General features: G+C 73.0%; 16 protein-coding genes. All 16 read left to right on the forward strand.

The window, feature by feature from the left end:
- Positions 1–130 precede the first annotated feature (130 nt).
- Positions 131–499, forward strand: coding sequence for a phosphopantetheine-binding protein (locus Q5762_RS24865; protein ID WP_315894443.1), 369 nt, complete (start codon positions 131–133; stop codon positions 497–499).
- The gene (locus Q5762_RS24870; RefSeq protein WP_315894444.1) at positions 492–3,266 is read left to right on the forward strand and encodes a beta-ketoacyl synthase N-terminal-like domain-containing protein; all 2,775 of its coding nucleotides are present in this window, start codon (positions 492–494) and stop codon (positions 3,264–3,266) included. The genes Q5762_RS24865 and Q5762_RS24870 overlap by 8 nt, the downstream gene beginning before the upstream one ends.
- Positions 3,263–4,111: a thioesterase domain-containing protein gene (locus tag Q5762_RS24875; protein ID WP_315894445.1), complete on the forward strand. Its 849-nt coding sequence runs from the start codon at positions 3,263–3,265 to the stop codon at positions 4,109–4,111. Before Q5762_RS24870 ends, Q5762_RS24875 begins: the two co-directional genes overlap by 4 nt.
- Positions 4,112–4,121: 10 nt before the next feature.
- On the forward strand, positions 4,122–5,177 hold the full coding sequence (locus Q5762_RS24880; RefSeq protein ID WP_315894446.1) for an aldo/keto reductase: 1,056 nt from the start codon (positions 4,122–4,124) through the stop codon (positions 5,175–5,177).
- Positions 5,178–5,204: 27 nt separating this feature from the next.
- On the forward strand, positions 5,205–7,709 hold the full coding sequence (locus Q5762_RS24885; protein ID WP_315894447.1) for a type I polyketide synthase: 2,505 nt from the start codon (positions 5,205–5,207) through the stop codon (positions 7,707–7,709).
- Positions 7,710–7,799: 90 nt separating this feature from the next.
- Positions 7,800–9,044, forward strand: coding sequence for a crotonyl-CoA carboxylase/reductase (gene ccrA / locus Q5762_RS24890; protein WP_315894448.1), 1,245 nt, complete (start codon positions 7,800–7,802; stop codon positions 9,042–9,044).
- A gap of 45 nt (positions 9,045–9,089) precedes the next feature.
- Positions 9,090–10,850, forward strand: coding sequence for a fatty acyl-AMP ligase (locus Q5762_RS24895; protein WP_315894449.1), 1,761 nt, complete (start codon positions 9,090–9,092; stop codon positions 10,848–10,850).
- Positions 10,851–10,964: 114 nt separating this feature from the next.
- Complete coding sequence (locus Q5762_RS24900) at positions 10,965–11,846, forward strand: LysR family transcriptional regulator (protein WP_315894450.1); 882 nt, start codon at positions 10,965–10,967, stop codon at positions 11,844–11,846.
- An 88-nt stretch (positions 11,847–11,934) separates the two neighbouring features.
- Complete coding sequence (locus Q5762_RS24905; protein ID WP_315894451.1) at positions 11,935–13,266, forward strand: cytochrome ubiquinol oxidase subunit I; 1,332 nt, start codon at positions 11,935–11,937, stop codon at positions 13,264–13,266.
- A gap of 41 nt (positions 13,267–13,307) precedes the next feature.
- Complete coding sequence (locus Q5762_RS24910; RefSeq protein WP_315894452.1) at positions 13,308–14,294, forward strand: cytochrome d ubiquinol oxidase subunit II; 987 nt, start codon at positions 13,308–13,310, stop codon at positions 14,292–14,294.
- 67 nt (positions 14,295–14,361) lie between these two features.
- Positions 14,362–15,009 carry a maleylpyruvate isomerase family mycothiol-dependent enzyme gene (locus Q5762_RS24915; protein ID WP_315894453.1) on the forward strand — a complete coding sequence of 216 codons (648 nt, stop codon included), beginning with the start codon at positions 14,362–14,364 and terminating at the stop codon, positions 15,007–15,009.
- 135 nt (positions 15,010–15,144) lie between these two features.
- The gene (locus Q5762_RS24920) at positions 15,145–16,083 is read left to right on the forward strand and encodes an NAD(P)-dependent oxidoreductase (protein ID WP_315894454.1); all 939 of its coding nucleotides are present in this window, start codon (positions 15,145–15,147) and stop codon (positions 16,081–16,083) included.
- An 81-nt stretch (positions 16,084–16,164) separates the two neighbouring features.
- The gene (locus tag Q5762_RS24925; RefSeq protein WP_315894455.1) at positions 16,165–17,295 is read left to right on the forward strand and encodes a glycosyltransferase; all 1,131 of its coding nucleotides are present in this window, start codon (positions 16,165–16,167) and stop codon (positions 17,293–17,295) included.
- A gap of 41 nt (positions 17,296–17,336) precedes the next feature.
- Positions 17,337–17,804, forward strand: coding sequence for a hypothetical protein (locus tag Q5762_RS24930; protein WP_315894456.1), 468 nt, complete (start codon positions 17,337–17,339; stop codon positions 17,802–17,804).
- 192 nt (positions 17,805–17,996) lie between these two features.
- Positions 17,997–18,710, forward strand: coding sequence for an antibiotic biosynthesis monooxygenase (locus Q5762_RS24935; RefSeq protein WP_315894457.1), 714 nt, complete (start codon positions 17,997–17,999; stop codon positions 18,708–18,710).
- Positions 18,711–18,769: 59 nt separating this feature from the next.
- Positions 18,770–20,362, forward strand: coding sequence for an MFS transporter (locus Q5762_RS24940; RefSeq protein WP_399495259.1), 1,593 nt, complete (start codon positions 18,770–18,772; stop codon positions 20,360–20,362).
- The last annotated feature ends 155 nt before the right edge of the window (positions 20,363–20,517 follow it).

The raw sequence follows: 20,517 nt of genomic DNA on the forward strand, positions 1-20,517 counted from the left end.
CGCGGGGCGGTCCGCCGTTCGTCATAAACAAGCGTTCTGGCTGCCCGGAAATTCATTATTGGACTCCCTTCCACGGGCGGCGGATGATCCTCAGGAACAGCCAAGTCGGCAAGCCCGAGGGAGGAGTGGCATGGATCCCGCGTCCCATCCGAATCCGCTGGAAAAGGCGACCGCACGCATTGTCGCTGAAATCTGGTGCGAGGTCCTGGAAATCCCCGAGGTGGGGGACGACGACAATTTCTTCGACCTCGGCGGGCATTCCATTCTGCTTCAGATGGTTCGGGACCGGATCGCCACGCGCACCGGTAAGGACGTCGCCCTCCTCGACCTCTTCAACCACCCCACGGTGCGCTCCCTCGCCCGTCACCTCGACGGCGCCGAGGGCACCGGGGCCGGTGAAGGCCGACGCCGGACGGTGGGCCGGCTGAACGGTCTCGGCAACCGGCGGGCCCGGCTCGGCACCCACCGATCGGACACCGGGGGAGAATCCAGTGAATGACGTCGACCCGCAAGGCGACGCCGACGGGTTCATCGCGGTCGTCGGAATGGCCGGACGCTTTCCGGGCGCCGCGGACATCGACGAGTTCTGGGCCGGCCTGGCCGCCGGAACCGACTCGATCACCCGCGAGACGCCGTACGTCCTGCCGGGCGGCGCGGCCGACGGCTCCGACCTCACCTACGTACCCTCCCGAGGCCGGCTGGACGGCGCCGAGTGGTTCGACGCCGACTACTTCGGCTACTCGGCGAAGGAAGCGTTCCTCATCGACCCGCAGCACCGGGTCTTCCTGGAGTGCTCGGTCGCGGCCCTGGAGGACGCGGGCCAGGACCCCGACCGGTTCCCGGGCGCCATCGGCGTCTACGGCGGATCCACCGAGACCCAGTACGCGCAGGCCCTGTCGGCCCAGCGCGGGCAGCTCCCGGGCGTCACCGAGGACGACATCGTCCTCGGCACCTCACCGGACTTCCTGGTGGCCCGCACCTCGGAGCGGCTGGGCCTGCGCGGTCCCGCCGTCGCCGTGCAGTCCGCCTGCGCCACCGCCCTCGTCGCCATCCACACCGCCGGCCGCGGTCTGCTCGCGGGCGACTGCGACCTGGCCCTCGCCGGTGGCGTCGCCGTGCACGTCCCGCCGAAGAAGATCGTCTGGACCGGCCCGGACGGCACCCTGGCCCCCGACGGCGTCTGCCGCGCGTTCGACGCGCGGGGGCAGGGGACGGTCGCGAGCAACGGCGTCGGTGTCGTCGTACTGAAGCGGCTCTCCGACGCGCTCGCCGACGGCGACCACATCCGCGCCGTGCTGCGCGGCTCCGCCGTGAGCAACGACGGCTCGGCCCGGATCGGCTTCACCGCGCCCAGCGTGGCGGGCCAGGCGACGGCCGTCCGCGAGGCCCAGCTCGCCGCGGGCACCGACGCCCGCACCATCACGTACGTCGAGGCCCACGGCACGGCGACCCCGCTCGGCGACCCGATCGAAGTCGCCGCGCTCACCCAGGCGTTCCGGGCCGACACCGACGAGCGGGGCTTCTGCTCCCTCGGTTCGGTGAAGACGAACATCGGACACGCGGACGCGGCGGCCGGCGCCGCCGGCTTCATCAAGACCGTCCTGGCGCTCGGCCACCGGCAGATCCCGCCGAGCCTCCACTTCACCGAGGCCAACCCGCAGATCGACTTCGCGGCCAGTCCGTTCCGGGTCGCCCGCGAGCTCCAGGACTGGACCCCGGCGGACGGCACCGCCCGGCGCGCCGGGGTGAGTTCCTTCGCGGTCGGCGGCGTCAACGCCCACCTGGTCCTGGAGGAGGCCCCCCGGCGGCCCGCGCAGGCATCCGAGCGCAGGGCCCAGCTGCTCGTGCACTCCGCGCGCACCGGCTCCGCGCTGCGCGGCCGGCTCGACCGGTTCGCCTCCCACCTGGCCGGCCAGGAGTCCCCTTCGTACGCCGACATGGCCTGGACGCTGCAGACCGGCCGCCGCGAGCACGCGCACCGCGCGTTCGCCGTCGCCGTCACCGGCGCCGGCGTGGGCGTGGGCGACGGTACGGCCCAGGAGCCGGTCGTGGCCACCGCGCTCCCGCGCGAGCGACCCGTCGCCTTCCTCTTCCCGGGCCGGGTCGGCCCGGCGGAGGCGTGGCGGCTGCACACCACCGAACCCGCCTTCCGACAGGCCTTCGACGCGGTCCTCAGCCACGTCGGCGCCCCGCTCGCCACGTCCGTACGGGAAGTGGCCCGCGGCCTCGCCTGGCCCGGCGACCCGGCGGTGCGCGACACCTACGTCTTCGCGTTCGAGTACGCCCTGGCGGCGCTGTGGCGGCGCTGGGGCATCCGGCCCGCCGCGGCCTACGGCACCGGCGTCGGCTCGCTGGTCGCCGGGGTCGTCGCGGGTGCCCTCCCGCTCGCCGACGCGCTGCGGCTGATCGCCGATCCCGCCGGTTCGCCCGCAGGGGACGACATACGGTCGTCCCCGCCGCGGATACCCGTCGTCCTCGGCGACGGGCGGTGGTACGGCGCGGACGAGACGATCGACACCGACCGCTGGGCGCGCGAGCTGCGCGATCCGGGGCACCCGGACGCCGCGCTGACCACGCTCCTGACCGATCCGGAGCGCGTCCTGCTCCAGGTCGGCGCGGGCTCCTCCCTGATCACGTCGGCCGGACAGCAGCCGGCGCACACCCCCGAGCACCTGCTGCTGGCCGCGCTGCCCGACCTCGACGACGGCGGCGACGCGCTCGCCGTCCTCTACCAGGCGCTGGGCCGGCTGTGGCTCTCCGGGGCCACGGTCTCCTGGGAGGGCGTCCACGACGGCGAACCCCGGGCCCGCGTCCCGCTGCCCACCTATCCGTTCGAGCGGCTGCCCTATCTCGTACGGCACCCGGCAGAGGAGGCCCAGGCGGCCACCGGCGCCGGTGCCGCGCGGGCGGCCTCGGGGCCGGCGGACGGCACGCCGGCGGACGACACGGCGACCGTGAGCGCGGCCGGCGGCGAGAGCCCGCGGGAGTCCGACGGCCCGCCGGCCGACGACACGCCCCTCGGGCTTGTGCTGCGGCTCTTCGGCGAGGCCCTCGGTCTTACCGACATCGAACCCGACGAGAGCTTCTTCGAGCTCGGCGGCGACTCCCTCGTCGGCGTCAAGCTCCTCGCCCGGATCCGCGAGACGTACCAGGTCGAGATCCCGATGCGCTCGCTCTTCACCTCGGCCACGGCCGCCGACCTCGCCGCACTGATCGAGCGGCAGCTCGCCGACCCGGACCGGAGCACGCGGGAGGCCTCCGCATGACCGGCATCGGTACGACGGAAACGACGGGAACCACAGAAACCACGGCGGCCGACCTCAGGGCCCGCTGGCTCTCCAGCCGCAGGCCCCGGACGGAGACCACGCTCGACCTGTACTGCTTCGCCCACGCGGGCGGCTCCGCGGGGGAGTTCCTGCGCTGGTCCGCCGGTCTGCCCGGGGTCCGGCTGTGGGCCGTCAGGCTGCCCGGCCGCGCTCCCCGGCAGGAGGAGCCGCCGTACTCCCGGATGACCGACCTGGTCGCCGATCTCGTCGATCAGGTCGACTTCGCGGGACACGACTCGGCGGGACACGACTCGGCGGGACACGGCTCGGCGGGACGCGGCTCGGCGGGACGCGACTTCGCGTTCTTCGGCCACAGCCTGGGCGCGCTGATCGCCTTCGAGACCACCCGCGCCCTGCGCCGGGCCGGCCTGCGGCAGCCACGCCGGCTGCTGCTGTCCTCCATGCAGCCGCCGCCCATCACCACCAGCGGGACCGCCCATCTGCTGCCGGACGACGAGCTGCTGGTGGAGCTGGAGCGGCGCTGGGGCGCGCTCCCGCAGGTCGTCCACGACGACCCCGAACTGAAGAAGCTCGCCCTGGATCAACTGCGCGCCGACGCGGCCCTGGCCGAGACCCACGCGCACGTGCCCGAGGAGCCGCTGGACATCCCCTTCACGGTGTTCGCCGGCGACCGGGAGGACGCGGGCCAGCTCGACTGGCACGTCCACACCCGGGCCGCCTGCGACGCCCACGTCCTGCCCGGCGGCCACTTCTACTTCCGCGAACCGGAGGCCCAGCAGGAGCTGCTGCGGCTCGTCGGCGGCGCACTGAACACGGAGAGCTAGGGACACACCTATGCGTTACACGACCTTCGGCGAGAAGACCGGCCTGCGCGTCTCCGAGTACGCGCTGGGCACCGCCAACTTCGGAACCCTGTGGGGCGGCGGCGCCAGCCGCGAGGAGTCCCGGAAGATGTTCGACCGGTTCGCCGAGGCGGGCGGTACGTTCATCGACTCGGCCGACAACTACCAGATCGGCGAGTCGGAGAAGCTGCTCGGCGAGTTCCTGGCCGCCGACCGCGACCACTTCGTGGTGACCACCAAGTTCACCCTCGGGGCCGGCCGCGCGCGGATCTCCAACACCGGCAACAGCCGGAAGAACATCCGCAGTTCGGTCGAGGCGAGCCTCAAGCGGCTCGGCACGGACCACATCGACGTGTACTGGGCCCACCTGCCCGACTCGGTCACGCCCATGGAGGAGATCCTCGGCGCGCTCGACGACCTCGTCCACGCGGGCAAGATCCTCTACTACGGGTTCTCCAACTTCCCCGCCTGGCGCATCTCCCGCGCCGCCACGATCGCCGAACTGCGCGGCCTGAACCGGCTGGTGGGCATCCAGTTCGAGTACAGCCTCGCCGAACGCGGCGCCGACCGCGAGCTGCTGCCCATGGCCGCGGCCCTCGGCCTCGGCACCGCCCTGTGGTCGCCGCTCGGCGGTGGGCTGCTCACGGGCAAGTACCGCACCAGTCGCCGCGGCCGGCTCAGCGACTGGGAGGGCCAGGCCATCAGGGTCGAGGACTCCGCACAGCGCACCGAGATCATCGACACCGTCCTGGCCGTGGCCGAGGAGAGCGGCGCGTCCGCCGCACAGGTCGCCGTCGCGTGGCTGCGGGCCCGCGCCGAGCGGTCGGCCACCACCATGGTGCCGGTCATCGGGCCCCGCACCGCCGACCAGTTGGAGGAGTACCTCGGCGCGCTCGACGTCACCCTCGACGACGCGCAGTTCGACCGGCTGGAACAGGCCGGCGCGATCCGGCTCGGCCAGCCCTACGAGCTGATCTCCGGACACCGGGACGCCGCGCTGGGCCGCGAGAGCGCCCGCTTCGCCGGCCCGTCCACCCCCGTGGCCTGACACCCCCACGTGAGCCGAGGACGCGACATGGAACAGGAAGAGCGGACCGCCATGACCGACTCCGAACGGACCCCCGTACGGGCCGATGTACGGGCCGACGTACGGGCCGATGTACGGGCCGATGTACGGGCCGATGTACGGGCCGATGTACGGGCCGATGTACGGGCCGACGCACGGGCCGACGCACGGATCGACTCCGAACGGGCCGGCGTACGGGCCGAGTTCGGCGGAGCCGATGTCGAGGCCCAGGTCGCGGTCGTCGGCGTCGCGGCGCGCTTCGGGCGCGGCGTGGTGCCCGGCGCCGGCCTGGAGTGGCCCGCCACCCCCGAAGGGCACAGCGGGGGACTGGCGGCCGGCGCCTATGCCTTCGACCACAGGTTCTTCGGCGTCTCGCCGCGCGAGGCCGTCGTACTCGACCCGCAGCAGCGCGTCCTGCTCGAGTGCGCGCACCACGCCCTGGAGGACGCCGCCCACGACCCCACACGCGACGACACGGTCGTCGGGATCTACGCGGGCGGGGCGACCACCACCCACGCGGCGGAACTGCGCCGCCGGGCCGACCGGTTGCCGCATGTGGACGACCGGCAGATCCGGGCCTCCACCGGCGCGGACTTCCTCGCCTCGCGGGTCGCCTACAAGCTCGGCCTGACCGGCCCCGCCGTCTCCACGCAGGCGGCGTCCGCGACCGCGCTCGCCGTGGTGCACACCGCCGTCCAGGCGCTGCTCGGCGGAGAGTGCGACCTCGCGCTCGCCGGGTCCGTCACCGTGCCCACCGCCCAGGGTGCCGAGGACCGGGCAGGCTGCGCCGTCGTCGTACTGAAGCCGCTCCGGGCGGCCCTGGAGGACGGTGACCGCATCCACGCCGTCGTACGCGGCACCGCCCTCGGCGCCTCGGGAGCCGGGGAGTCCGCGGACGCGGGCCGCGAGCGGATCACCCGCGACGCCCTCTCGGTGAGCGGCGTCGTCCCGGACTCGGTCGCCGTCGTCCACGCCCCCACGGGAACCGGGGTCACCGACACCGCGCCCGCGGCGGCCGCCTTCGTACGGGCTGTCCTCGGCGGTCCCGACGGGGAACCCGCCCCCGGCGCGGCGGCGGTGAGCGCGTCCGGCCCCTTCGGCACGCACGCCTGTGTCGTCCTGGCGCAGCCGCCCGCCGTGGCGGCCCCGGATCCCGTGATCAAGGGGGCCGGCGAGGAGGCCGCCTGGCAGCTCCTGCCGTTCTCGGCGAAGTCCCCGGCCGCGCTGGCCGGGACGGCCGCCCGCCTCGGCAGGCACCTCGACACCCTCAAGGGCGCCGATGCGCTACGCGACGTGGCCTGGACCCTGCAGACGGGCCGTACCGCCCACCCGCACCGGGGCTACGTCGTCGCGCAGGACCCCGCCCAGGCGGCGGCCGATCTCACCGAGACCGGGGCGAAGACCCGTACGGGCCAGGAGGCGGCCGGCGAAGCACCGCCCGTGGTCTTCACCTTCCCCGGCCACGGCGGCCAGCACCTGGGCATGGGGCGGGCGCTCTACCGCACCGACCCGCGCTTCCGGCAGGACGTCGACGCCTGCGCCGCGCAGGTCCGGGCCGAGGCCGGCGTGGACCTGCGGGCCGTCCTCGACCCCGAGGGGGAGGCGGCCGAGGAAGCGGCCCGGCAGGCGCTCGCGGACGCCACCATCGCCCAACTCGCCGTCTTCGTCCTGGAGTACACCCTCGCCCGGGCCTTCATCCGGTGGGGCGTACGCCCCTCGGCCGTCGCCGGTCACAGCCTCGGCGGCTATGCCGCCGCCTGCGTCGCCGGGGTGGTCTCCTTCCCGGACGCGATCAGGATGGTCGTCAAGCGCATCGAACTGCTCGTGAGCCTCGCCCCCGGCGCCATGGCCGCGGTGCGGATGACGGAGGCCGAGCTGCTGCCCCTGCTCCCCGAGGGCGTCGGCATCGCCGCGCTCAGCGGCCCCGACCAGGTGACCGTCTCCGGGCCCGCCGAGCCGGTCGCCCGGTTCGTCGAGGAGTACGCGGCCAAGGGCGTGGAGACGCGCCTGCTCCCGATCCCGGGCGCCGGCCACTCCTCGCTGGTCGACCCGGTGCTCGACGAGTACGCCGCGTTCCTCACCCGGATCACGTTCCACCGCCCGCGGATCCCCGTCGTCTCGGACACCACCGGCACCTGGGCCGACCCCGACGAGATCACCACCCCCGCGTACTGGTGCCGCCACATGCGCCAGGCCGTCCGCTACCACGACGTGCTGGAGACCCTCGACGCCGTGCGGGGCTCCGTACTGGTCGAGGTCGGCCCCGGCACCACGCTGACCGCGCTGGCCCGCCGCCACGGGGAGCTGCGCCGCGGCCACCTGATCCTGCAGAGCCTGCCGCACCCGAAGGACCCGACGCCCGATCCGCAGATCCTGCTGTCGACGATCGGCGCCCTGTGGGCGGCCGGGGCCGAGATCCGCTGGCCCGAGCCGCACACCCGGCCGCGTCCCCGCAGGACGGGGCTGCCGGGCTACCCGTTCGACCGCACCACGTTCCCCCTTCCCGGGGCCTGACCCGTCCGTTCACGAGCGCCACGAGCCACGAGCGCCGGCGAGCGCCCACGCGATCCCACGAGCCCACGAGAGACACAGGAGAGAACAGCCATGGGGAAGAGCCTTTACGAGCTGGGCGAGATGCCACCTCTCGGTTCCGTCCCGGAGACGATGTACGCCTCCCTCATCCGCCAGGACCGCTTCGGCGAGCCGCAGAAGGCCTTCGCCACCGAGGTGGTCGACACGCCCACGCCGGGCCGCGGCCAGGTGCTCGTGTGGGTGATGGCCGCCGGCATCAACTACAACAACGTGTGGGCGGGCCTCGGTCACCCCATCGACGTCATCGCGGCCCGCCGGAAGCGCGGCGAGCCGGAGGACTTCCACATCGGCGGCTCCGAGGGCGCGGGCATCGTCTTCGCCGTCGGCGAGGGCGTGGCAGGCGTCGCCGTCGGCGACGAGGTCATGCTCTCCGGTGCCCAGTGGGACGAGACCGCCCCCGACGTCCGGCTCGGCGGCGACCCGACCCTCTCGCCCACCATGCAGGCCTGGGGGTACGAGTCCAACTACGGCTCCTTCGCCCAGTTCGCGCTGGTACGGGACTACCAGTGCCACCCCAAGCCGAAGAGCCTCACCTGGGAGGCCGCGGCCGCCTTCATCCTCACCGGCGCCACCGCCTACCGCCAGCTGTTCGGCTGGGCCCCGCACACCGTCCAGCCCGGCGACCCGGTGCTCGTCTGGGGTGGCGCGGGCGGCCTCGGCTCCATGGCCATCCAGCTGGTCCGCAACGCGGGCGGACTGCCCGTCGCGGTCGTCTCCAGCGAGGAGCGCGCGGAGTACTGCCGTGACCTCGGCGCCGTCGGCACCGTCAACCGCCGCGAGTTCGACCACTGGGGCCGGATGCCCGACCTCACCGACCAGGCCGCTTTCGGCGCCTGGATGGCCCAGGTGCGGATCTTCGGCCGGGCGTTCTGGGAGGCGCTCGGCGAGCGCCGCGCCCCGAAGATCGTGCTGGAGCACAGCGGCCAGGACACCATCCCGACCTCCATGTACCTGTGCGACAACGGCGGCATGGTCACCATCTGCGGCGGCACCTCCGGCTACGCGGCCGACGTCGACCTGCGGTTCCTGTGGATGCGGCAGAAGCGCCTGCAGGGGTCGCACGGCTTCAACCAGGCCCAGTGCCGGGCCATGATCCACCTGGTCGGCTCGGGACGGATCGACCCCTGCCTCTCCCGGACGTTCGGCTTCGAGGAGATCGGCGAGGCCCACCAGATGATGCACGAGAACCGTCAGCCCCCCGGCAACATGGCGGCGCTCGTCAACGCGCCCCGGCCCGGCCTCACCACCCTCGCCTGAGCGGCGCCCAGAGGACACCCGCCGCCCCCTGACGAACGGACGGTCATGAGTACTGATCCCATCATCGAGTCGGCGCCGGCGCCGCTGCCCGTCATCCTGGCCCGGCGCGCCGAACGGACCCCCGACACCGTCGCCTACGTCTACCTGCGCAACGGCGAGGAGATCGGCGAGCGGACCACCTACCGCGAGCTGCACACCGACGTCCGCGCCCGGGCCGCCGCCCTCGCCGGGCAGGCCGCCGGACGGACCAGCGCGGTGCTGATGTACCCCAACGGCCTGGAGTTCATCAGGGCTTGGCTCGCCTGCACCGCGGCGGGCATCAAGGGGGCGCCCCTCCAGGTGCCGACGCGTAAGCAGGCCGTGCACCGGCTGCGTACGGTCGCCGACGACGCCGGCACCACGCTGGTGCTCACCACCCGCGAGGTCCGCGAGCAGGTGCTCGCCGACTTCGGCGGGCTGCCGGAGCTGGCCGGCCTGGAGCTCGTCGCCACCGACGAACTGCGCGCCCCGGCCGCCGGGACAGCCCTGCCCGAGCCGGCCCTCTCCGACGTGGCGCTGCTCCAGTACACCTCCGGTTCCACCGGGAACCCCAAGGGCGTCATGGTCACGCACGCCAACTTCTGGGCCAACGCCTCGGAGACGGACGAGCTGTGGCCGTTCAAGGAGGACGGGTCGGTCGTCTCCTGGCTGCCGTTCTTCCACGACATGGGGCTGCTGCTCGGCATCGTGCTCCCGCTGTGGGCCGGCCGCCCGTCGTACCTGATGGGCCCGGAGGCGTTCGTCCGCCGTCCCGGCCGCTGGCTGGAGGCGCTGTCCCGGTTCGGCGGCACCCACGCGGCGGCCCCCAACTTCGCGTACGACCTGTGCGTACGCGGCGACGGGCCGCGCGGCCCGCTCGACCTGTCCCGCTGGCGGGTGGCGATCAACGGCGCGGAGCCGGTCCGGGCGCACACGGTGGACGAGTTCGTCACCCGGTACGCACCGCACGGGCTCGACCCGCGGGCGATGTGCCCGGGGTACGGCCTCGCCGAGTACACCCTGAAGATCAGCGGAAGCCCGCCGGACACCGAGCCCGCGCCCCTGGTCCTGGACGCCCACGCGCTGGGCGGCGGCAAGGTGGTCCCGCTCGCCGGGGGCGCCGAGGCGTCGGCCTTCGCCACCACGGTCATGAGCTGCGGCCACACCGTCGGCGCCACGCGCGTGCGGATCGTGGACCCGTACACGCTCCGGGCCGTCGGGCCCGACGAGGTCGGCGAGATATGGGCGTCCGGCCCGTGCGTGGCGGCCGGCTACATCGGGCGCGAGGAGGAGAGCGAACGGACCTTCCGGGCGCGCATCGTGGGGGAGGAGCACGAGGGGACGTTCCTGCGCACCGGCGACATGGGCTTCGTACACGACGGGGAGGTGTACGTCACCGGGCGCTTCAAGGACCTGATCATCGTCAAGGGCCGCAACCACTATCCGCAGGACCTGGAGCACACGGCCGAGAACGGCCACCCGCTGCTCCGCCCCGCGTCGGCCGCCGCGTTCGCGGTGGACGACGGCCGGCGGGAGTCCGTCGTCGTGGTCGTCGAGGGCGACAGCCGGGTGGCGACGTACGCCGGCGTGGAGGTGGTGACCGAGGCGGTGCGTGAGGCGCTGCGCGACAACCACCGGATCGACGTGGCCGACGTGGTGCTGATCCGCCGCGGGACGCTGCCGAAGACCACGAGCGGCAAGGTGCGCCGCCGCTCCTGCCGCGAGCAGTACGAGTCCGGGACCCTCGCCCGGCTCGGTGCGCCGGCGGCCCGGACCGCCGGCCGCTGACTTTGCGAAGACCTGACACTCCCCACACGTAAATCTGGCCAACTACGCGGTTGGGGCTGCCGAATTGACGTTGTGTTCCACGGGACATGACAGTCCCATCGGTACGATGAGATCATGGAGCTGCGCCAGTTGGAGTACTTCGTCGCGGTGGTCGAAGAGGCCAACTTCACCAAGGCGGCCGCTCGCGTTTTCGTGACCCAGCCATGTGTCAGCGCGCAGGTCCGGCGGCTCGAACGCGAGCTGGGACAGGACCTGCTCGACCGGAGCGGACGTACGGTGCAGGTGACCGAGGCGGGGGCGGCGGCGCTGCCCCACGCCCGGGCGGCGCTGGCCGCGATCGACGGCCTGCGGGGTGCGGTGGAGGACCTCGCAGGCCTCGTCCGCGGCCAGGTCACCCTCGGCTCGGTGCCCTCCTCCCTCTCCCTGCGGCTCCCCGAACTCATCGCGGACTTCAGCGAGAAGTACCCCGCGGTGGAAATCTCGCTCACCGAGGCCAACACCGACCAGCTCACCGATGCCGTGCGCACCGGCCGCGTCGACGTCGCCATCGTCGGGACCTCCGCCGAGCTGCCGGCCGACCTCGAGACCGTGGTGATCGCCGACGAGCCGCTGATCGGCGCCGTGGGCCACGAACACCCGCTCGCCGGGACCAACGCCATCAAGGTCGAGGAGATCGACGACCACGCGCTGATGTGCCTCCCGGAAGGCAGCGGACTGCGCACCGCCGCCGACGCCGCCTGGGACAGCTTCGGGGTCAAGCCCCGGATCGCCTTCGAGGCCGGCGACCCCGAGGTGCTCGCGCAGCTCGCGGCGCGCGGCCTCGGCGTCGCCATCCTGCCCGAGCGGTTCGTCCGCTCCCGGCCGCACGAACTCCACCCCGTCGAGATCCTCGGCCCCCGGCTCCGGGCGGGCCTCGCGCTCGTCCGGCGGTCCGGTGGCCGGATCAGCCCGGCGGCCGGTGTCCTCCTTTCCCACGCCCGCACGATGCTCGCCTAGGCCGGGACCGGCCGATCAGGGCCGGACACGACCCGGCCGCCGCTCCGCCGCGCGCTCCCCGCCCCCTCCCACCCCTGGAAAGTTCCTCGTGGACGTCGTTGACCTAGCCAGACTCCAGTTCGCCGTGACGGCAACGCTGCACTTCCTGTTCGTCGCCCTCACCCTCGGCCTTGTCACGGTCGTCGCCGTCATGCAGACGCGGGCGACCCGCACCAAGGACCCGGCGCTGCGCACCGAACGGATGCGCCGCGTGCGCTTCTGGGGCGGGCTCTACGTCATCAACTACGCGCTCGGCATCATCAGCGGCCTCACCCAGGAGTTCCAGTTCGGGCTCAACTGGACCGGCCTCTCCCACATCATGGGCAATGTCGTCGGTGCTCCGCTGGCCATCGAGACCATCGTCGCGTTCTTCCTGGAATCGACCTTCCTGGGTCTGTGGGCGTTCGGCTTCGACCGGGTCTCCTCCCGCGTGCACCTCGCACTGATCTGGGGCGTCGCCATCACCGCGTATCTCTCCACCTTCTGGATCATGGTGGTGAACGGCTTCATGCAGAAGCCGGTCGGCTACGAGATGCGCGACGGCACGGCGTACGTCACCGACTGGGGCGCCATCCTCACCAACGGGGCGACCTGGTTCGCGGTGCTGCACATCGCCGGCGTCGTCGCCCTGCTCGCCGGACTGTTCATGTGCGCCGTCAGCTCCTTCCACCTGCGCCACGACCGCGACATCACGTTCTTCCGGCCCACCCTGGTCCAGGGCTCGCTCCTCGCGGGCATCGGCGCGCTCGTCACGGCCGTCGCGGGCGTGGTGCAGCTGGAGACGCTCAACGGCTACCAGCCGGAGAAGTTCGCCGTGCTCAACGGCGTCAGCGGCGCGGAACTCGACAAGGTCCGGGCGGACGCGGAGGCCGCCTACGGAGCCGGTGACTGGATGCCGCCCGCCTGGGTGGGCGTGGCCTCCCTCCTGATGGTCGTCCTCGGCCTGCTGCTCGTCGTCCTGGCCTGGCTCCCCGCCACGGCCGCCCGCGGCAAGGCCCCCGACGCGCCGCTCTCCCCCCGGCGCTTCCGGATGCGGCTGCCGATCATCATGCTGCCCCTCGGCGTGATCGCGATGATCTGCGGCTGGCTCAGCCGCGAGATCGGCCGCCAGCCCTGGATGGTCACCGGCGAACTGACCGTCCGCGACGCCGTCGGAGACGTCTCCGCGGGGGGCATGCTCGCCTCGCTCGTCGCCTTCACGCTCGTGCTCGGCACCCTCGCCGTCGTCAACTGGTCGCTGATCTCGCACTACGCGCGCCAGGGACCGGACGCCGGACTGCTCGGTGACGGGGACCTGTTCCCCGACGGGTCGCCCCGGAACGGGAAGCCGGGGGCCGATGCCGAGGCCCCGTCCCGGGCCGAGGTGCCCCACTCCTACTGACCGTCCCCTCCGTACGCACGCACACCTGACGGGAATCAACCGTGGATGTCTTCTGGTACGCCCTGGTCGGGCTGCTCCTCGCTGGCTATCTGGCCCTGGAGAGCATCGACTTCGGCGTGGGGATGCTGCTGCCGTTCGCCGGTGAGGAGGCCGACCGGGGGCGCCTGCGCCGTACCGTCGTACCGCTCTTCCTCGCGAACGAGGTGTGGCTGGTCGCCTTCGCCGGACTGCTGTTCGGCGCCCTGCCGCTGCTGGAGGGGGAGTTGCTGTACGCGCTGCGGCTGCCGATCGTCGGCCTCCTGACGGCCTGGTTCCTGCGCGACGCCGCCCTGTGGTTCCGCGGCGCGCACCCGGGTGCCGGCTGGCGGCGGGCCTGGGACATCGTGCTGCCGGTCACCAGCCTGCTCCTGGCGGCCGGTTGGGGCGCCGTCCTGGGCGCCCTGGTGCGAGGGCTCTCCACCAACGGCAACGGACAGCCGGTGGCCGCCGCCACCGACCTGCTGCACCCCTTCGCCCTGCTCTGCGCGGCCGTGACCGTCGTGGGCAGCCTGCGCCAGGGCGCCCTCTTCGCGGACCGTGCCGGCGCCCTGCCGGCGGACGGTGCGCCCGGGGCCGGGATCGGCCGGCTGAACCGGCTCCTCACCCCGGTCCTGATCGCGCTGCTCGCGCTCACCGCCCTCGTGGGCGCCGTCGACACCGAGGCCCCGGTGGCGGTGGCCGTCGTCGCGGCCGTGGCGGCCGTCGCCGTGCTCGGCTCCCGTTTCCTCCAGGGGAGCGGCCGGACCGTGCCCGCGCTGCTGTGCGGCATCGCGCCGTTCCTCGCCCTGCCCGTCATGGTGGGCGTGACGCACGGCGCCACCGTGCTGCCCACCCGCTCGGGCGCCGGCGAGCTGGAACTGTCCGGGGCCATCGCGGACTCCGCCTCGCTCGACCTGCTCGCGATGACCGCGCTCCCCGTACTGCTGCTGATCGCGCTGGCCCAGGTGTGGATCTGGCGCGTATTCGCCCGCCGGATCCAGCCCGTATAGAGAATGCTTATACCGCGAGCAGGCGGATTTCTTGGACTCCCGCCCGCCGCTCGATTAGGTTGAAATCATGGGTAACACGGGACACCTGCATCCAAAATCAGTCGTGCGTGCGGCGATTGCGGCCGAGCGTCGAGAACTCGCGGACGTTCTGGCGGGACTGCCCGCGAGTACCTGGGACGAACCGACGCTCTGCACGGGCTGGCGGGTCCGCGAGGTCGTCGCCCATATGTCCCTGGGTTTCCGTTACTCCCTTCCCAAGGTCGCGGCGGAACTGGTCAGGGCGGGCGGCAGCCTCAACCGGATGACCGACCGCTGCGCCCGTAAGGACGCGGCCGACTTCTCCACCGAGGAGCTCGTCGGCTTCCTCCGTGACAACGCCGACCACCCGTGGAAGCCGCCCGTGGGCGGGTTCGTCTCGGCGCTCGGACACGATGTCGTCCACGGACTCGACATCACCGTGCCCACCCAGGTCGACCGCAAGGTCCCCGAGGACCGGCTGCGTATCCTTCTGGACGCCGTCGACCCCAAGGGCTTCAAGTTCTTCGGGGCCCAGCTCGACGGGATCCAGCTGCGCGCCACCGACCTCGACTGGACGTTCGGCAGCGGATCCCCGCTCACCGGCGGCGCGCAGGACCTGCTGCTTCTCACCTTCGGCCGCAAACTGCCCGCCGGCCGACTCGAAGGACCGCAGGCCGACCGCTTCGTCCTCAGCTGAGGAATTACCCGCCTGTCTCGTTCTTGACATTGCTTGTCGGTGAATTGAAATAGCCGTTCTTGACCCGAACTCCGGTACTGAACAAGCTTGTTCAGCACCGGAGTTCGTGCGTTCATCGGCAATGGGAGACAGCACGTGAGCACGCAGGAGAGTACGCCGACGGTTCTGGTGCTGGGCGCCACCGGATTCGTGGGGCGCCATGTCTGCGCGACGTTCGCCGCCGACGGGTACCGCGTCGTCGCGGTGGCGCGGACCCCCGTGGAAGGGCTCGCCGCCCACCGGTTCGTCTCGTTCGACCTGGCGCGCACGCCCGCCGAGGAGACCGCACGGCTCCTTGAGGACGAGCGGATCGACGTCGTGGTCAACTCCATCGGCTCCATCTGGGGCGCCCCGCCCGAGGAGATGGCCGAGCGCTGCACCGCCCCCACCCGCCGGCTCCTCGACGCGCTGGCCCTGACCTCCCGGCGCCCCCGGCTCGTCCAGCTCGGCTCGGTGCTCGAGTACGGCTCGCCGCCGGCCACCGCGTACGGGCAGGCCAAACTGGCCGCCACCGAAGCGGTCCTGGCGGCCGGTGCCCGCGGCGAGGTCGACGCGCTCGTGCTGCGCATCGCCAACGCCGCCGGGCCCGGCACGCCCGACGTGAGCCTGCTCGGCCAGGTCGGCGCCCGGCTCAGGGAGGCCGCGGCGCGCGGCGAGAGCGCCGTCGTGGAACTCGCCCCGCTGCGAGCCCACCGCGACTACATCGACGTACGGGACGTGGCCGAGGCGGTCCTGGCGGCCGCCAGGACCACGGCGACCGGGCACGTCATCGGCATCGGGCGCGGCGAGGCCGTCCCCGTCCGCTCGCTCGTCGACGGGCTCATCGAGGTCAGCGGTGTCCCCGCGCGCATCGTCGAGCAGGAGGCCCCGGCCACGTCCCGGAGCACCGACGACTGGATCCAGGTGGACACCGAGCCGGCCCGCACCGTCCTGGGCTGGCAGCCGCACCGCTCCCTCGAAGTGGCGCTGCGGGCCTTCTGGGAGGAGAGCGGGGGCGCCGCCGCCCACTCCCGGGCCGTCGAGGACGCGCGCTGACCCGAGGCCACCAGCGGCCCACCACCCCTTGCTTCCGGGGCCCACAGGGCTCCGCGGACCTCCGGAAAGGTTCACAGCTCGATGAAGATCCTCTTTCTCGGCGCCGGCAGCGCCGCCACGATCTACGGTCTGACCCCGCTGGCGACGGCGGCCCGAAACGCCGGCCACCAGGTCGTCGTGGCGGCCCCCCGCAACGTCCTGCCGGACATCGCGGCGCTGGGCCTGACGCCGTTCTCCGTCACCTCCACGCCCATCCCGCATTTCCGGACCAAGGACCGGGCCGGGAACGCCGTCACGGTGCCCGACAACGTGGTGGAGGGCCGGCTGTTCACCGGCCGCTGGTTCGGCCGGCTGGCGGCGGCCAGCATGGAGCCGCTGCTCGGCCTCGCCGAGGACTGGCGCCCCGACCTCGTCGTCGGCGGCACCCTGACCTACGCGGCCCCGCTCCTCGCCCACCGGCTCGGCGTGCCGTACGTACGCCAGGCCTGGGACGGCAAGGACTTCGACGGCATCGACCCGGGCGCCGCCGAGGAGCTCCGGCCGGAACTGGCCGAACTCGGCCTCGACCGGCTGCCCGACCCGGCCCTGTTCGTCGACATCAGCCCGCCGAGCCTGCGCCCGGACAACGCGCTGCCCGCCCAGATGATGCGGTGGACCCCGGTCAACCAGCAGCGCGAGGTGGAGCCGTGGATGTACACCCGCGGCGAGCGGCGCCGGGTCGTCGTGACCGGCGGCAGCCGCGGCCTCAACTTCGACTTCGTCAAGGACATGGTCGAGAAGGTCTCCGACCTGGGCGTGGAGGTCGTCGTGGCCGCGCCCGAGGAGCTGGCCGCGAAGCTGCGCGACCAGGTGGACGGCATCCGCGCCGGATGGATCCCGCTCGACGTCGTGACCCCCACCAGCGACCTCGTCGTCCACCACTCCGGAGGCGTCACGAGCCTCACGGCGCTGCACTTCGGCGTGCCCCAGCTGTCCGTCACGGAGTCGCAGGACAACGCCTCGCACATCGCCTCACTCGAGCGCCTCGCCGACTTCGGCGCGGGGCTCTCGCTCAAGCCCCACGAGCTCACCGCGGAGCGGATCGGCGCGGCCTGCCGCGAGCTGCTCGACGACCCGTCCTACACCCGGCGGTCGCAGCTCCTCGCCCAGGAGATGGCGGCGCTCCCGCTGCCGTCCGAGGTGGTCGGCGTGCTGGAGCAGCTCACCGCGTGACAAAGCAACCGAACGAAGCAACCTCACGAAGGGGACCTCACATGACCCGGAACAGGCGCTTGACCGGTATCGGCCTGGCGGGCGGCATACTCGCGGCCACCCTGCTCGCCGTCGCCCAGCCGGCCTCCGCCGGCACGTCGTCCTACGCGTCGCCGACCGGCTGCTGGAAGGCGCAGGCCGTCGAGGGCGACATAGGGGCCGCGGACGTGGAGATCACGTTCAACGCGGACCGCACGCTGAAGCTGACCGGACCGCGCGACGAGAACGGCGACCCGTACTTCACCGGCGCCGGCACCTGGGCGTCCCAGCGCGGCGGTGCGTTCACCTTCACGCTGAGCCACCCGCTCCCGGGCGGGCCGCCCGGAGAGGCCCGCTCCTCGCTCGACGGCAAGCTCTCCTCGTACAGCGCCTTCTCCGCCCAGGGGCAGACGTACCGCCACTACGACGACGGCACCGTGGGCGGTCCCAGCACCATCACGATGACCGGGACGCGCGTCGCCTGCGCCTGACCGCACGCACGACGCCGGGGGCGGGGGCCCATGCCCCCGCCCCCGGCGTCGTGCGGAACGCTCTTGACTTCAAGGCGACTTGAAGTGTGAGCCTGATGGCCGGGCGGCAGCACGCCGGCCGGTACCCGGCTCGCGCCGACCCGCCGGTGCTGTGGCGCCCCACCTGTGACCACCGACTCCAGGAGGAGACCCATGAGCACACCCCGCATCTCCCTGCCCGTGATCGACCGCGCCGACTCCGGCATCGCCGTGCTGAACCGCTGGGTGACCACCACCCCCGAGGCGCAGCAGTCGCTGGCCGACGCCACCCTCGCCGCCTGGGCCCGCGCGCCCTGGCCCGAGGGGCTGCTCGCGGTCAACTGCTTCGTCAGCACCAACGGCGACACGGTCCTCAGCTACGAGCAGTGGACGGGTGAGCGGGAGCTGCGCGCGTACGACGGCGCCGCCGCCGACGCGGGGCGGGCCGGCCTGGACCGGGAGATCGCGGCCGCCGCCGGCGACGCCGAGCGCTCGGAGCCCTTCGTCTGCCGGCTGCACCGCAGCAGCGTCACGGACGCGCGGAACGTCCCCTCCTGCGTCGTGATCACCACGTTCGCCTTCGAGGAGGCGGCGACCGCGCGCGCCTGGTCGGACGCCATCTGCCACGCCGACGCCACCCAGCCCGAGCCGACCCCCGGCAGCATCTCCCGGCACTTCCTCCTCAGCCTCGACGGCACGGACGTCCTCAACTACTCCGAGTGGCTGGACGAGGAGTCGCACCGCAAGTTCCTGGAGAACCCGGCGCAGACCCCCGAGTGGCAGCAGGTCGAGGAGTTCACCGGCCTGACGCACGGTCCCGGCCGGCGCTGCCGCCCGCACGGCGGCCTCACCGCCCCGCTCTCCACCACGGGCTCCGAGACCGCGTAGGCACGCGCGGCGTCCGCGCACCCGCGGCGCCCGAGCCGGCACACCGTACAGCCACAGAGATGGGATCTTCCGTGACCACAGATGCTCCTCCCACCGCGGGCAGGCGGGAGTGGATCGGACTGGCCGTCCTCGCCCTGCCCACCTTGCTCCTGTCCATGGACCTGAGCGTCCTGTACCTGGCGGTTCCGCATCTGAGCGCGGATCTCCGGCCGAGCGGCGCCGAGCTGCTCTGGATCATGGACATCTACGGATTCCTGATGGCCGGCTTCCTGGTCATGATGGGAACCCTCGGTGACCGGATCGGACGCCGCCGCCTGCTGCTGATCGGAGCCGCCGCCTTCGGCGCGGCCTCCGCGCTCGCGGCCTTCTCCACCAGCTCCGAGATGCTGATCGCCACCCGCGCCCTGCTCGGCATCGCCGGTGCGACGCTCGCGCCCAGCACCCTGGCGCTGCTGCGCAACATGTTCCACGACCCCAAGCAGCGCACCGCCGCCATCGGCGTGTGGACCGTCTGCTTCTCGGCCGGAAGCGTGCTCGGCCCGCTGGCCGGTGGCGCGCTCCTGGCGCACTTCTGGTGGGGTTCGGTCTTCCTCATCGGCATTCCCGTGATGCTGCTCCTGCTGGTGGCAGGACCGATCCTGCTGCCCGAGCACCGCAACCCCGACGCGGGCCGGGCGGACCTGCTCAGCGCCGCGATGTCGGTGGTCGCCGTACTGGCGGTCATCTACGGGATGAAGGACATCGCCACGCACGGCCTGAGCCTCGTCAGCGTCCTGTCGATCGTGGGCGGCCTGGCGGTCGGCGCGCTCTTCGTCCACCGGCAGAAGCGCCTGGCCGATCCGCTGCTCGACCTCGGCCTCTTCGCCACCCCGCGGTTCGGCCCGGCGCTGAGCATCATGGGGCTCGCCGTCCTGGTGATGTCGGGCACGCTCTTCTTCGTCGCGCAGTACCTCCAGCTGGTGCGCGGCCTCTCGCCGCTGCGGGCCGGACTGTGGATGATGCCGATGGCCCTCGGTGTCGTCGTGGGCGCGGCGACGACCGCGCAGGTCATCCGGAAGGTCCGCCAGCCGGTCGTCATGGGAGGCGGGCTGCTGGTCTCGTGCGCCGCCTTCCTGCTGCTCTCCCAGATGGAGACCGACTCCCCGATCGGGCTGTTCGTCGCCGGGGTGTTCCTGATGTCGTTCGGTGTCGCCCCGGTGATGATCCTGGGCATCGAGCTGGCGGTCGGTTCGGCGCCGCCCGAGCGGGCGGGCGCGGCGTCGAGCGTGGCCGAGACCATCCAGGAGTTCGCGCTCGGGCTCGGTGTCGCGGCCATCGGCAGCATCGGCACCGCCGTATACCGCGGTCAGGTGGACGGGGAGCTCCCGAAGGACGTGCCCGCCGACGCCGTCCGCGCCGCGCAGGACACGCTCGGTGGCGCCGTGCACGCGGCCAAGGAGCTGTCCGGGGCGACCGGCGAGGCCATGCTCGACGTGACGCGCGCGGCCTTCACCCAGGGCTTGCAGACGGCCGCCACGATCTGCGCCGTACTGGTGGCCGTCGGCGCCCTGGTCACCCTGACCGTCCTGCGGAACCTCGGCGGGTCGGGGCACGGGGAGACGGAGGGCGCTCCGGGCGAGCCGGCCCCGGCGACGGCCGGGGGGCGCGACTGACGCGGAGCCGCCGGACGCGGCGCAACAGGAGGCGGTCGTGCGGCCGGGTTCGACACCCGGCCGCACGGCCGCCTTCCCGCTTGCTACCGCCCTGAACAGCCTTGACTTCAACACGACTTGAAGTACGAGGCTGGAGCCTCAACCCATTGGCCCTG

It is taken from the genome of Streptomyces sp. P9(2023), assembly GCF_032436795.1.
Lineage (GTDB): Bacteria > Actinomycetota > Actinomycetes > Streptomycetales > Streptomycetaceae > Streptomyces.

Excerpts from the sequence above, each read along its gene's own strand:
- Q5762_RS24935 (WP_315894457.1), top strand. The coding sequence starts at position 17,997 with ATGAGCACACCCCGCATCTCCCTGCCCGTGATCGACCGCGCCGACTCC.
- ccrA (WP_315894448.1), top strand. The coding sequence starts at position 7,800 with ATGGGGAAGAGCCTTTACGAGCTGGGCGAGATGCCACCTCTCGGTTCC.
- Q5762_RS24875 (WP_315894445.1), top strand. The coding sequence starts at position 3,263 with ATGACCGGCATCGGTACGACGGAAACGACGGGAACCACAGAAACCACG.
- Q5762_RS24915 (WP_315894453.1), top strand. The coding sequence starts at position 14,362 with ATGGGTAACACGGGACACCTGCATCCAAAATCAGTCGTGCGTGCGGCG.
- Q5762_RS24900 (WP_315894450.1), top strand. The coding sequence starts at position 10,965 with ATGGAGCTGCGCCAGTTGGAGTACTTCGTCGCGGTGGTCGAAGAGGCC.
- Q5762_RS24880 (WP_315894446.1), top strand. The coding sequence starts at position 4,122 with ATGCGTTACACGACCTTCGGCGAGAAGACCGGCCTGCGCGTCTCCGAG.
- Q5762_RS24895 (WP_315894449.1), top strand. The coding sequence starts at position 9,090 with ATGAGTACTGATCCCATCATCGAGTCGGCGCCGGCGCCGCTGCCCGTC.
- Q5762_RS24925 (WP_315894455.1), top strand. The coding sequence starts at position 16,165 with ATGAAGATCCTCTTTCTCGGCGCCGGCAGCGCCGCCACGATCTACGGT.
- Q5762_RS24885 (WP_315894447.1), top strand. The coding sequence starts at position 5,205 with ATGGAACAGGAAGAGCGGACCGCCATGACCGACTCCGAACGGACCCCC.
- Q5762_RS24940 (WP_399495259.1), top strand. The coding sequence starts at position 18,770 with ATGGGATCTTCCGTGACCACAGATGCTCCTCCCACCGCGGGCAGGCGG.
- Q5762_RS24865 (WP_315894443.1), top strand. The coding sequence starts at position 131 with ATGGATCCCGCGTCCCATCCGAATCCGCTGGAAAAGGCGACCGCACGC.
- Q5762_RS24930 (WP_315894456.1), top strand. The coding sequence starts at position 17,337 with ATGACCCGGAACAGGCGCTTGACCGGTATCGGCCTGGCGGGCGGCATA.